At 53.8% G+C, this 13811-nt stretch carries 9 protein-coding genes; 4 read left to right on the plus strand and 5 right to left on the minus strand.

The features are described from left to right. Window positions 1-370: 370 nt before the first annotated feature. From V8L73_RS09795 to V8L73_RS09810, 4 genes are all read left to right on the plus strand, one after another. Window positions 371-2527 carry a TonB-dependent receptor gene (locus V8L73_RS09795; protein ID WP_347254747.1) on the plus strand — a complete coding sequence of 719 codons (2157 nt, stop codon included), beginning with the start codon at window positions 371-373 and terminating at the stop codon, window positions 2525-2527. A gap of 11 nt (window positions 2528-2538) precedes the next feature. Then, window positions 2539-3381: a heme/hemin ABC transporter substrate-binding protein gene (locus V8L73_RS09800; RefSeq protein ID WP_347254748.1), complete on the plus strand. Its 843-nt coding sequence runs from the start codon at window positions 2539-2541 to the stop codon at window positions 3379-3381. A gap of 184 nt (window positions 3382-3565) precedes the next feature. Beyond that, window positions 3566-5611 (plus strand): TonB-dependent receptor domain-containing protein, encoded by a 2046-nt coding sequence (locus tag V8L73_RS09805; protein WP_347254749.1) that lies wholly within the window; start codon window positions 3566-3568, stop codon window positions 5609-5611. A 56-nt stretch (window positions 5612-5667) separates the two neighbouring features. Further along, window positions 5668-6543, plus strand: coding sequence for an alpha/beta hydrolase (locus tag V8L73_RS09810; protein WP_347254750.1), 876 nt, complete (start codon window positions 5668-5670; stop codon window positions 6541-6543). Window positions 6544-6574: 31 nt separating this feature from the next. Here the strand turns inward: V8L73_RS09810 and V8L73_RS09815 are convergent, their stop codons facing one another. From V8L73_RS09815 to V8L73_RS09835, 5 genes are all read right to left on the minus strand, one after another. Then, entirely contained in the window at window positions 6575-9025 is a 2451-nt protein-coding gene (locus tag V8L73_RS09815; RefSeq protein WP_347254751.1) for a DUF3772 domain-containing protein, read from the minus strand. 53 nt (window positions 9026-9078) lie between these two features. After that, window positions 9079-11007 carry a U32 family peptidase gene (locus tag V8L73_RS09820; protein ID WP_347254752.1) on the minus strand — a complete coding sequence of 643 codons (1929 nt, stop codon included), beginning with the start codon at window positions 11005-11007 and terminating at the stop codon, window positions 9079-9081. 157 nt (window positions 11008-11164) lie between these two features. Beyond that, window positions 11165-11452, minus strand: coding sequence for an IS1/IS1595 family N-terminal zinc-binding domain-containing protein (locus tag V8L73_RS09825; protein ID WP_036023075.1), 288 nt, complete (start codon window positions 11450-11452; stop codon window positions 11165-11167). A gap of 263 nt (window positions 11453-11715) precedes the next feature. Then, complete coding sequence (locus tag V8L73_RS09830) at window positions 11716-13260, minus strand: TolC family protein (RefSeq protein WP_027273143.1); 1545 nt, start codon at window positions 13258-13260, stop codon at window positions 11716-11718. Between the two features lies 1 nt (window position 13261). Beyond that, window positions 13262-13792 carry a hypothetical protein gene (locus tag V8L73_RS09835; RefSeq protein WP_347254753.1) on the minus strand — a complete coding sequence of 177 codons (531 nt, stop codon included), beginning with the start codon at window positions 13790-13792 and terminating at the stop codon, window positions 13262-13264. Between the last annotated feature and the right edge of the window lie 19 nt (window positions 13793-13811).

A 13811-nucleotide genomic window follows, 5' to 3' on the forward strand; every position in this document is an offset into this window, starting at 1 on the left:
TTAAATGATAATAATAATCGTTTATCAAATGAAATTTTTCTCACTAATACGGGGTATTTTTTGATCTCCCCGTTTAGCCGTTTATAAAAATTTTCTTTTTTTTAACAAATTCCTCTGGACATAAAGATGTATTTTTTATGTTTGTTTTCATTTCATTATGTTTTTTTATTAAATGTAAATGTTAATCATTTGCAAAAACAAACCAGGGTTAATTATTTAACTCATTGATATTTTTTATATTTACTCCAAAAAAATAATTTTGATTTTTATGACTGCGATCAAATATCGGTAAATTAGTACTCGAAACTCATCTTTTCTTTCTTTATAAAAGCTAACGATAATCATTCTCATTAAAAAACAGAGGAAAAATATGAAAGCGACGATAAAGACAAGGAAAACTTTCTTAACCACCCTTCTTCCTCTGCTAATGATTTCCAACGCTAGTGCCGAAGCGATATCTGGATCGGACAAAGAAAAAGAAGATGAGACGATGGTGGTCAGCGCCAGCCGTACGGAAAAACCGCTGTGGGAAAGCCCGGTGTCCATTCAGGTCATTGACCGTCAGGCGCTGGACAAGCTTACCGGCGATTCCGTGGCCGAAGCCCTGCGCGACGTTCCCGGCGTAGAGATCTATGACAATGCGCTTGCGGGTAGAAAACAAATCCGCATCCGCGGTGAAGCGCCATCAAGAGTGCTGCTGCTTATCGACGGTCAAGAGGTCACTTACCAACGCTCCGGCCACACTTCTGGCCCCGGCCTGCTGATTGACAGCTCTGCGCTCGAACGTATCGAAGTCGTTAAAGGGCCCCATTCAGTGCTTTACGGCTCACAGGCCATTGGCGGCGTTATCAACTTTATCACCAAAAAAGGCGGTGATAAGCCGATCGGCGGTAAGGTCAACGTCGTTTATGACGGCGCAACCGACGGCTGGGCGGAGTCGGCCGCCGTTTACGGCTCGGTCGGGGGATTCGACTATCGTCTGAACGCCAGCTATGCCGACTATGGCGATCGCGATACGCCGGACGGCCGCCTGCCCAATACCGGCTTCGACAATCAAAGCCAAGGAGCATGGCTGGGCTATACGCTGGGTAAACACAAGGTCGGGCTTTCTCTCGATCGCTACAAGCTGGATACTCAAACCTACTTCGACGAACCGGGTTATCAAGCCTTTAGCGTAAAAATCCCCAAGCTGACGCGCGAAAAGATTGGCCTGTTCTATGACTACCGGCTCGACGGCGACGTACTGAAAAATCTCCACCTGGACGGCTATCACCAGGAAACCGAGCGCCAGTTCCGCAATCATGTGGAAGTCAGCACGGCGACGGGCAGCCCAATGATCGGTGACCTGAACGTTGCAACGAAAAGCAATATTAATGATAAACAGAAGACGGACGGGATAACGTTCCAAGCCGACCTGACGCCGTTTAACAACGACACGCTTATCTTTGGCGCACAGTATCAACGTGACAATGTCACGCAAGATTCTTTAAGCCAAGTGGCGTCCTCCACGTCAACCGGCTTTCCCCCGGCAACTAACTACCAGCGGCAGAAGGACTCTGATAACGCTTGGGAGCAGTCTAACTGGGCGCTCTTTGCTCAAAACGAGCTGCAAATAGCAGAAGACTGGACCTGGACGCTGGGCGCTCGCCAGTACTGGCTGGAGTCGAAAGTTCTTAGCGGGCACAGCCGCACCGTTCATTCAAGCCAAGGAACAAGCTATGCGACGGAAAATGAAAAAACCGTCAGAGACAACACGCTGACAACGTCTACCAGCCTGCGCTATTCCGGCTTCGCCAATACCGAGCTGCGCTTCTCTTATGCCGAGGGTTACGTATTCCCTACTCTGTCTCACCTGTTCATCGAATCGACCGCAGGCGGCAGCGGCATACTCTACGGCAACCCGAACCTGAAGGCGGAAACCTCCGATAACTATGAAATCGGGCTTCGTTATAACGGCTACCAGTGGTTCATTGACACCGCCGTTTACTACTCCGTAGCCGATAACTACATCACGACGCTGCCCTGCAGCGGCGGCGCGGTCTGTAACGGTAACAGCAACGGCAGCCGTTCAGCCTATGAGTACTACGCCAACGCGGATAAGGCCTATACCTACGGCATGGAGCTTCACGCGGAATACAGCGGCTGGGCCGTCGTTCCTTACATCACCGGCAACATGATGCAGCGCGAGCTGAAGATGGAAAACCGAAGCACCTATGACACCGGCGAGCCGATGCTGACGGGCCGTTTCGGCGTGAAGAAAAGCCTGTTCCTGGACTTTATGGACCTAGATGCTGATTTCTATATCCGCGCGGCGTCCGAAGCAGATAACAAAATGACCGACAAAGAGTACCACTATCCGGGCTGGGCGACGGCAAACCTGGGGCTAACCGGCTACTTTGGCTCTGAAAACCAGTATCAGGTCAACCTGGCGCTGAATAACCTGACGGATAAGCGCTACCAAACGGCGCACGAAAGTATTCCGGCATCCGGTTTTAATACCGCCGTCAGCTTTGGTTTTAGCTTCTAAGGAGACGCTGAATGATTCGACTACTTACTCTAGTGGCGGCGCTTAGCGCCCCCTTATGGCTGCAGGCTCAGGAGCGAGTCGTCATCGCGGGCGGTTCGCTGACCGAGGTGGTATACGCGCTGGGCGCTGGCGATGAGGTTATCGCAGTGGACCAGACAACCTCATATCCGCCGCAAACCCAGTCGTTGCCGCAGATAGGCTATTGGAAGCAGCTCAGCAGTGAGGGCATCCTCGCACTAAAGCCAACGCTGTTTTTGACCTGGAGTGACGCTGAGCCCGGGTACGTGCTAAGCCAGCTGCCAAAGCTCGGCGTTAAGGTCGTGGCGCTTCCCCGTACGCCGGCCACCGTTTCCCAGCTAAGCGATAACATTCGCCAGGTCGCCACTGTGCTTAACCGTCAGGCGGCGGGTGACGCGCTGATCGCCGACATTGAGAAAACGCTCATCACGGTCAAAGAGAACGTAGATAGGCACGCCAAGAAAACCAACGTGCTGTTTTTACTCAATATTGACAACGCCGAGCCTCAGGTTGCTGGCAGGCAAAGCATTGCCGACGGCATTATGGCAATGGCGGGTGGCGTTAACGTCGCCACTCACGTTCAGTACAAAAAGTACAGCGGTGAAGGCATTATCAGCAGTAATCCAGACGTTATTGTGGTAACACAACAGAGCCTGAGCGTCGCCGGCGGAATGGCAAAGCTTGGCGAGATCCCCGGCGTACAGCAAACGCCAGCCTGGAAAAATCAGCGCATCGTCGCCATCGACAGAGCGATTATTCTGGGCATGGGGCCCCGCGTCGGGCTGGCGGTAGAGCAGCTTTATCAGGGATTCTACCCTGCCAATGGCGATAACTGATTAAAACGTTCCGTCTATTTCCCTCATCTCGCCTTCGTGCTTCGGCCGGAGGCGAATTTATTTGTAAAGATTTCTCAATAAAATGCTTGATCAAATCTAAATAGAAATTATTATCATTGCGATTTCTTTACATAACCACACAAATTCACACAGATGTTTTCATACCGTTGAGTAGGGATAATAAATGAAAAACAACTCGCTAAATCGCCTCACGTTGGCCATTATCGGCAGCTTCGCCCTCCCCGTCTTTGCTGCCGATGGTGATGAGACGATGGTCGTAACAGCGTCCGGCTTCCAACAGTCTATTCGCAACGCCCCCGCCAGCATCTCCGTCGTTACGCGTGAAGATTTAGAGAAAAAGCCGTTCCATAATCTGGCTGACGCCGTTAAAGACGTTGAAGGCATCAGCATCACCGGCAGTGAAACCAACACCCAGGACATCTCTATTCGCGGTTTACCCGGCGACTACACGCTGATCCTGGTCGACGGCAAGCGCCAGAACAGCCGTGAATCACGCCCGAACGGCAGCGGCGGTTTTGAAGCCGGCTTTATTCCTCCGATGGAAGCGATTGAACGCATCGAGGTCATTCGCGGCCCAATGTCCGCACTGTACGGCTCTGACGCTATGGGCGGCGTTATCAACATCATCACCCGCAAAGTCGGCACCGAATGGGTCGGCGCGGTCGGTATGGACGCCACCATTCAGGAAAACGCCGATTCCGGTAACCTCTACGGTGGCAATTTCTACCTTTCAGGCCCGCTGATGGACAATCTGCTCGGCTTCCAAATCTACGGCAACGCTAACTACCGCCCTGAAGACGACATTATTGGCGGCTATAACAAAAACGATAACAAAAACTTCACCACCAAATTCAGCATTTCGCCGACCGAATCTCAAGATATTACGCTAGAAGCCGGCCGCACCGTACAAAAGCGCGAGTCAACGCCGGGGAAATCTATCGATGCCTATACCATTCGCGGCGGCTTAAAGCAGCCCAATGCAAAAACCGATTTGAGCAACGAGCGCAACCACTGGGGCATCACCCATAACGGCCGCTGGGACTTTGGCTTTACCGACGTCAGCGTTTATCAGGAAAAAACCAAGCGCATCACCAAAAGCTATAAGCTAGACGCCACTACTGGCGCCTGGAACGGCGGCTACGACGCTCGAAGGCCTGAAATCACCAACACGGTGGTCGACGCCAAAATGACACTGCCTCTACCGAGCAACATGGTGACCATTGGCGGTCAGTACCAGTATTCCGAACTGGAAGACAGCTCGACGATTGGCAAAGGAAAGACGGAAGGCGCCAATATTTCGGCCTACCAGCAGTCCCTGTTCGTCGAAGATGAAATCTCGTTAACCGACGACCTAATCTTTACCGGCGGCGTTCGCCTTGACGACCACGAGACCTACGGCGACTACTGGAACCCTCGCGGTTACCTGGTTTATCACCTGACGGACGAAATTACGCTGAAAGGCGGCGTGGCTAAAGCGTTCCGCGCCCCTACGCTTCGCGAGATAAGCCCCAGCTACGGTACGGCAACCCAGGGCGGCGCGGGCATCATTTACGGCGATCCTAACCTGAAGCCGGAAACCAGCGTAAACGAAGAAATAGGCATCGCCTACGATCACGAATCGGGCTTCAGCGCCGCGCTGACGCTGTTTAACACCGACTTTAAAAACAAGCTCACCAGCTACAGTACGGGCACTAAAGATCCCATTACCGGCCTGAATCTTTATACTTTTGACAACGTCGGCGAAGCCAATATCAAGGGCGTAGAAGCGGCGACCAGCATTCCTCTCGCTCCAGCGTGGAAGCTGGACTTAAACTATACCTATCTCGACTCCAAGCGTACGAGCGACGATGAGTCTTTCAGCAGCGGCGTGTCGCTTAAAGGCGAACCGCTGGCGCAAACGCCGAAGCACAGCGCCAACGGCAAGCTGACTTGGGAGGTTAACGACAGGCTGGAAACCTACGCGCGCGTCACCTACACCGGCAAGCAGGTGTGGGCCGGGCAGCGCAACGGCTATACCGGCCCCCGCTATCGCGACGCCTTTACGACCGCTGATGTAGGCGGCTCTTATCAGATTAGCAAAAACGCCCAGCTGAACATGGCCGTACTCAATATCACCGACGAAACCGGGGATGATATTGATACCAACGGCGGCAACTGGATAGTTGAAGACGGCCGCCGCTTCTGGGTCGGCCTCAATCTGAAGTTCTAACCCTCATGCGGTATCCACTACCGGATACCGCTATTTTCTCTTCGGAAATGTTATCCATGTATAAATCGCTCATCGCCGCCGCATTGCTCTTTTCCACCGGCGTATCCGCCAAGCCCTCGCCCGTTATTCCTCCAATTGAAGAAAGCGCCCGTCAACACTTTACGCTCAGCCAGCACGACATGACCTCCGCACGAGGGTACGAATATCGTATTTACGTCGCCTTGCCGAAGGCGCCTGCGCTAGCGAGCGGCTACCCCGTTTTATACATGCTGGACGGCAACGGCCAGTTTCCCGTCGCGGTTAACGGCTATCGTTCTGAAAACGGCCCGGCCCCCCTAATTATCGCCATCGGCTACCCGACCGGCGTCAGCTACAATACGGAGCTTCGCACGCGCGACTATACGCCGCCGGCGGAAGGCGAAGCGTTCGCCAAGGGGGGGCAGTCAGAGGCTTTTTATCAGTTTATTGAACAAGAGCTGAAGCCTTCGATTACGGCTAAGTACGCCGTTGACGCGTCTCGCCAAACGCTGGCGGGCCATTCGTTCGGCGGGCTGTTTACGTTGTACGTTCTGTTTAATCACCCGCAAAGCTTCCAACGCTACGTGGCGGCCAGCCCTTCGCTATGGTGGGGAAAAGGCGTCGTTATTCCTAAACGCTCCCCGCTGTTAACCGCTAATCCAAAGTCCATCACGATGACCGTCGGCGAGTACGAAGAGAAGCCCGATCCGGCCAAGGTCAATCAGCCGGTTGACCCCGAACGCGCCAAAAGGCAGGCCGAACGTCAGCAGGTGACAAAAGCGCGAGATCTGGCGGCAACGCTGGCTCAACAGGGCGCCAGCGTAAGCTTTATCCTGTTCCCGGGGAAAAACCACGGCAGCGTCATTCCTGACGCGGTGAATACGGCGGTTGCCGTGGCCGCGCAGGATAAATAGGCGTCAGGGGAAGCGAGAGCTTCCCCCTTTTCTATTCTTCCCCTCTATGCTCAATCCCCACATCATCCTGCGGATGCCGCTGAAGAACCAAACTCTGAGGGCTGGACAGCTTAACGCCCGCCGCACGCAGGCGCTTTAAGATTTCATACAGCAAATCGCTTTTGGTGCGGCTCACTAGACGAGGGCTGCTGACGTAGCCCGTAACGCTTAGCGTAATGCCGTCAGGCGTTAGCTGGCTAAAGGTGACCGACGGCCCCGGCGTGTCAAAAATCAGTTCATGGGAGGAGTAGGCCTCAATCAGGATATCGCGTACCTGCTCCGGATCGATATCCAGCGGAAAGGTCAATGCGATAGTGGCGACGCCCTGTGCGTTACCCATCGTCACGTTGCGGACGTTTTGAGAAATCAGCTGGGAGTTGGGTACGATAACCGTCGATTTATCACTGAGCTGAATCTCCGTTGCGCGCACGTTAATGCGGCGAATGTCCCCCTCAACGCCGCTGATGCTGACCAGATCGCCCACCTTTACCGGCCGCTCCGTCAACAGGATAAGGCCGGAAATAAAGTTCTTTACGATCTCCTGCAGGCCAAAACCGATACCCACCGACAGGGCGCTGACGATCCACGCCAGCTTGTTCCACTCGATGCCGAGAATCGACAGCGTAATCAGGATAAGCAGCACGTAGCCGACGTTGCTAAACAGCGTAACCAGCGACATGCGCATCCCTGCGTCCATCGCCGTTTTGGGAAGAAACTTGGCGCTCAGCCAGCGTCGGGCGGTCCGCAGGATATAAATGCCGATCGTCAGGCTGATGGCCGCATTAATGAGATTCGCCGGAACGATGTTGATTTTGCCCAGGCTGTCGCTACCTAAAATCTCAACAATTTTTTCAACCAGCGTTATCGGCGTCGTCGTGCCGTAGGTACCGTTGAACAGGGCGACGATCGCCAACAGCAGCAGCACCGTCTTGCCGATGGCGGAAAACAGGATGGTGGCCTGATCCAGATAGCGTTCATTCAAATTGAACGTCTGTTTTATCCACTTTCCGCTGGCGTTATTAAGCGAGAACAGGCTTTCGCACAGGTCGTTGACAAACTTTACCGCCAGATAAAGCACCGACAGAACGATGCCGACCCACACCAGCTCATAGCTTAAAAAGCGCGCCAGAGAAATATAGCCAATGAGCAGCGCCAGCAGAGCCACCGTGGAAACCAGCGTAACGCAGACGTAGATCAAACCGGCTATCGTACCTTTGACCTCCGCCGCCGCATCTTCCTCCAGCAGCGAGCGCCTCACGATGCGAACGCGGTACAGCGCTGAAAACATCAATAGCCCAATCAGCAGCGCAATAATGCCGTTGCCGAAGATAGCGGTTGGCACGCTGCTGTTAATGGCGGTATTGACCTGCTCTACGGAGCCGAAGGCCATTAGCAGCGCGGCCAGCATTGGAGGATAGAACTGCAGCGCATTGGCGATAGGATCTGGCATGGCAATAAGCCGCCATGAAGGGCGCCGGATGGACAGCAGCGCCCTGCCCAGCCCGACGACTAATGCTGAAAATATCGTCAACCCGAGCAGCGCGTTAGAAAACTGTTCAACGATCGGCGTGAAGGCATCCAGATCTTCAAAAATCTGATAGATCAACCGCGCGCCGCCCCAGAGCGTAAGCACCGTCACCGTTACCGTTCCCAAGGCTAAAAAGCTGCGCCGCAGGCGGCCATCGGGAAATGCCTGAATGCTGAGCCAGACGAGCCCTCGCTCCAGCAGCCGACGGCCAAACGCCCAAAAGGCCAGCGCTAACAGCCCCAGCACAACGGTGCCGGAACGGGCGCCCGGCTGCCATGCCTCATTCCAGACGTTTGCCCACTGCTGGTTGAAGTCGTTAAATTTTTTTAAATCTTCCTGCTGGGGCGTAAACAGCACGGCCCAGAAGCGCCAGTTCATGATGCTGCCGGAGTTAAGGGCCAACTGGGTTTTCAGCGCGCTTCGGCGCAGTTGAACAATATGTTTGGACAGGTTTGTCGCATCGGCTTTTAGCGTTTCAAGCTGGCCTTGCGTCTTCACCATTTGCGCTTTGGTGTCTGTCAATTCACGGCGCTGGCGGGCCACTTCCGGCGCTTCGGCCGGTGCGCCCGCGGCGGGTGGCGCGCCCACCACGTCAAGCTGGGTATTTACCTGCTCTAATGCGGGATGCAGGAGCTGAACGCCGTCCTCAGCCTTGCCAATCAGCTCCTGCGTTTCAACGTACAGCTCACTTAGCTGTTTATCCGTCGTGGCGACGGAGACCCCTTGCTTAATATCGTTTAAATGCTGTTGGAGTTTGACCAGGGATTCGGCATCGAACTGCTTTTGGACGTTAACGTTGGCCGATGCATCAGAGTCGGGGGCATCCGGCGTTGAAGCCCCCTGCGCCATTGCGCTGAGCGAAAAAAGAAAAAACAGTGAAACAATGAACGTACGCGGTATAGAAAAACCAAACATAGAGAAAAGCCCCTATTTATTGTCTTACTTGTCGCTATTTTGTATCCACCCATTCAATCGTCGGCATTTTCCTTAACGCTTCCCGGCGGCGGCGATTTTAGGATATGGGACTTTATCTTACCCCACACCTGCATTTCACAGGATTTACAGTCAAATTTTAACGTCAACGTTTCCTCGCCCTGCACCAGCTGCATCGGCGTTACGCGGGTTTTCACACCCTGTACGCCTTTTGCCTGCTTGGGACACAGGTTAAAGGCAAAGCGCAGGCAGTGCTTGGTTATCATCAGCGGCACCTCGCCCTTTTCTTCGTGCGCCTCATAGGCGGCATCGATAAGCTCTACGCCGTGGCGCTGGTAAAACTCGCGGGCCTTATGGTTGTAGACGTTAGCTAAAAAAGTTAAATGGGTTTGCGGATAGGTCGGCAAAGGCAAACTTACGGGCCTGCGGCTCCCGCGCTGATAGCTCGCCAGTCGGGCTTCCGTCAGCCTATCCACCGCATCGCGGCGCAGCTGGTTGAGCTGGGCGCTGGGGATAAAAGGCACCGTCGGCAGATCGAGCGTGACCTCTGCGGCGTAATACATCGTCTGGCCCAGCTTGCTGAGCCCCTCCTTCAGAGAGGCCTGCGCTTTTTCAGGCTGATTCGCCGGTTCATATGCGCCATCAAGTGACGCCGTAACTAAAATGCCTTCTTCGCTGACGGCTTCCAGCAGCAGCCCACGTTCTCCGCTCTTTAAGTGTAGCCGAATCCCCACTCTGCGTTCGCTGGAGCTTTTCATCAGCGACTGTTGCCACTGATGATCGAGGTTTCGATTAAGGGGATGATGCGGTCTAAGCTTGGTCAAGGCCTGCGGCATTTCGTTGGGATAAAGGCGGTAGCGCCCGTCCGCCAGCTTTTCGGCCTTATTGACCCGAAAGCCGACAACTTCCCGTTTAATCAACACGTTGAGGCCGTCGCCGTTGTTTATCGGCGCCTCTGAGCTGACGTCTAAATATTGTTCACTGGCTTTAAGCACGTCGCCTACGGGTAAGCCGATAAACTTCGGCGAATCGAAGGCGCCGATATCTATCCTGCGCTCGTTGACGAAGTAATCGGTGCTACCGCGGTGAAAGGTTTTATCCGGATTGGGCACGAAGTAATGCTGCGTTCTGCCGCTCGAGGCCGCCGTCAAATCCGAACGCTGCGCCATAATGGCGTCAAGCCGTTGACGATAGTAGGCGGTAATATTTTTGACGTAGCTGAGATCCTTGTAGCGCCCTTCAATCTTGAAAGAACGAACGCCGGCATCGATAAGGGAATTCAGGTTCAGAGACTGATTGTTGTCCTTCATCGACAGCAGGTGTTTATCGTAAGCGACAATGCCGCCCCGCTCGTCTTTTAGCGTGTAGGGAAGCCGGCACGCCTGAGAGCAGTCGCCTCGGTTGGCGCTGCGCCCTGTCTGGGCGTGAGAGATGTAGCACTGGCCTGAAAACGCAACGCACAGCGCGCCGTGAATGAAAAATTCCAATGACGCATCAACCTCTTGGCGAATGCGCCTGATTTGCTCCAGGCTCAGCTCCCTGGCAAGCACCAGCTGGGAGAAGCCGACCTGAGATAAAAAGCGGGCCTTTTCCAGCGTACGAATGTCGGTTTGGGTGCTGGCGTGGAGGTCGATAGGCGGGATATCCAGCTCAAGGATGCCCATATCCTGCACGATAAGCGCATCTACCCCTGCGTCATAAAGCTGATGAATCAGGCGCCTGGCGGGCTCCAGCTCTTCATCATGCAGGATGGTGTTCAGCGTGACGAATACTTTGGCGTAATAGCGGTGAGCGAACGTCGCCAGCTCCGCAATGTCTTTCAGCGAATTACCCGCATTGTGACGCGCGCCAAAATCCGGCCCGCCGATGTAAACGGCGTCTGCGCCGTGTAAAATCGCCTCTCGGGCAATTTCTACAGTGCGGGCCGGGCTGAGTAGTTCAAGCTGATTGTCTGAAAGTCGCATAGGTTACTGGCTTAGCCTTGAGTTCATCGAAATTGTGCGAGCGGCATTGTAACCTACTTTTTATCTACCGCGTATCCGGATGAGTATTCCAGATAACCCACAAGCGTAACTCAGACGGAGCAGCGCTATCTATGCGCTTACTGACAAACGGCGCGTTTTAGGCGTCCCCTTCTATAAGCAGCAGGTACAGATAGCGATCGACCACGGTGTGGGAAACGCCCAGATTAGAGCAAATTTCGCTGCGGCTTTTTCCCTGTTCATACAGCGCCTCGACCTGCTGAAGGATTTTTCCTTCGTTCCCCTGATAGATGTAGTTTATCTGAAACGTGCGTTTACAGTTGGAGCAATAGTAACGCTGCAGCCCCGAACGCGCTCTGCCATGCCGCCGAACGCCGCTCTTTTCGGAGCAGTGGTGGCACATGATTTGATTATAATTTTTTCTCATCTTCCTCTCCCTATAGTGTCAAAAGCCGCTTCGCTTAAGTAAGCGAACTGTCTTTAACAGCCATAAACGTTTAACTGCCTCAGACCAGCCGCCGGACGACGTCCAAACAAGCGCCGCATCACTATGCCGCTAACGTTATCTCTATCGGCCTCTGACGAGTCGTCTTATGTATTCAGTGGCCACAAAATAGCAGTGGTATCACATGATCTAATTATGATTTTTTCTCATATTTTCTCCCCCAAAGTGCCAAAGGCCGTTTTCGCTTAGTTAAGCGGACTGTCTTTAACGGCCGTTACGTCCAACTGCCCCAGGCTTGCTGCCAGACGAAGTCTGGACAGGTGCCACTCCACCATGCTGTTAACGTTATCCATTTCGGCCTCTGACAGATCGTTTTGCGTGTTTAGCAATTCCAAAATGCTTCCGACGCCGGATTGATAACGCCCACGTGCGATGTCATAGGCGCGTCGCGATGACGCAACTAAATCGCTCATGTTCTTTAAGTTACTTTGAGTCGTTGAAAGACTCTGATAGGTCTGCCAAACCTGAAGCGCGATATCGCGCCGCGACTGGGCATACTGGTTTTTCGACCGTTCAAGTTTGTTTTGAGCGCTCCTGACGGCGTTGTACTGACTGAAACCGCTAAAAATGGGCACCTTGACGCTAACGCCCATATAAAACTCGTCGGTGTTATAAGTCGGGCCGTACTTCGCCTCGCTGTCCCCCCATCGGGACGTCAGGTAGACTGACGGTAAAAATCCGCGCTGAGCGATAGCCAGCTCTTTCTCCGAGACGGCGATCTGCTCTTTAACGGACAGCAGATAGGGATGCTGATTAAGCGCCTTATCAATTAAGCGCTGAATGTCGGCCAAAGAACGCTCGGAGGGAACCGTCAGCCCCTTTTGGAAGGTGATGTTTTTTGTAATGTCCAGACCAATAATCGACGCCAGCGCGCCCATGGCGTTACGCACGTCGCCTTCGGCCTGAATGCGGTAGTTGGTTGACGACAGCGCGGCGTTTTTCGCCTGCAGTTCATCGGCCAAAACGCCGACGCCGGCCTCCCGCTTACCCTGAGTCACCTGTAGGCTTTTATAGGCGATAAGCTCAATGTCGCGCGCGGCGTCCAGATACGCCTGAGCGGCGATTACCGCAAAGTACTTTTGCGCCGCGTCCAACACGACGTCCTGCAGGTCCGACTGCGTCATAAACTCCATCGCGCTAAGTTCGCTTTTCGCCCTGTCGACCCCTGCCTCCCGTTGCCCAAAGTCAAACAGCAGCCAGCTGAGTTCCAGCGTGTTTTTCCAGTTTTCCGTTGTGCTGTCGAGCGTTGTCTGCGGATAGTGCGTTTTCGTCTCCTGATGGCCGAACGTAGAAAGCCCATCTACCGTCGGCATATAGCCCGCATAGCTTTTATCTTTCTCAATTTGGTAGTAATGAAGATTCAGCCACGTTGCCTTCGCCTTCGGGTTGTTACACATGGCCAAAACGACGACGTCATAAAAGCTCAACACGCCTTTTTGCGCCGTACCGTCAATACAGATATCTCGTTCAACGTTCTCCTGAGAAAGCGCCGCGGCCTGCGGCGCTGCAGTTTTGCTCTCCGCCGCCCGGCCTTTTCTGTAGAGCATGTCATCCGTAATAACCGGCCGCGCGCCCTTTTGCGCATAGGCGCTACTGCCGGTGGCGCCAGCCGCCGGTTTCGACGACGACAGCTCGTCAATCAGCGACATCACGTCCTGCGAAGGCGCGGCGTTGCACCAAAGGGGCAAACAGGAAGACGCTATCAGCGATACTAAAAGCCAGTTTCTCATCCTATTTATTCCCCTCCATGATGGAATATCGTTTGGGAGGCGCAGGCGACATTACCGTTTCCGTTTCGATATAACCGGGTGATGACAGCGGCTTCTTGCTCTTGGTGCGAGATACGGCCTGCCAAGACGCCGCAGCGCCCATTCTGGGCAGCATCATTCCGCTCACGCGGGATGAACGCGCGCCCGGTGGAGATATTTGCGTCTCCGTTTTTATCTGAAGTGGGGAAGCATCGACGGTAACGATATCCTTTTGTCCATAGGCCATGCTTTCAAACTCAGGCACGGGCGGCGGCGCATAGTGATAGCGGCCGGTCGCCTGTACTGCTGGCGCCGCCGAAGGCCACGTATGAATGCTTGTTTCAACGCGAATGTTCCCCTGCGACGGCGTTTCAATTTCTCTGCTTTGCGTCCCTACCAGCATCGCCGTTGATTTCCTGGTCTGATAGATAAGCTCATAGCCTTTCGATGCGCCTTTTTGCACTACGCTGCCATCTACTCTGGGCGCTCTGGCCTGACTAAGTTCATCAATCATTTTTTCGATATCCTGCCTT

Origin of the sequence: Leminorella grimontii, from assembly GCF_039789245.1 — a bacterium.
Classification (GTDB): domain Bacteria; phylum Pseudomonadota; class Gammaproteobacteria; order Enterobacterales; family Enterobacteriaceae; genus Leminorella; species Leminorella grimontii.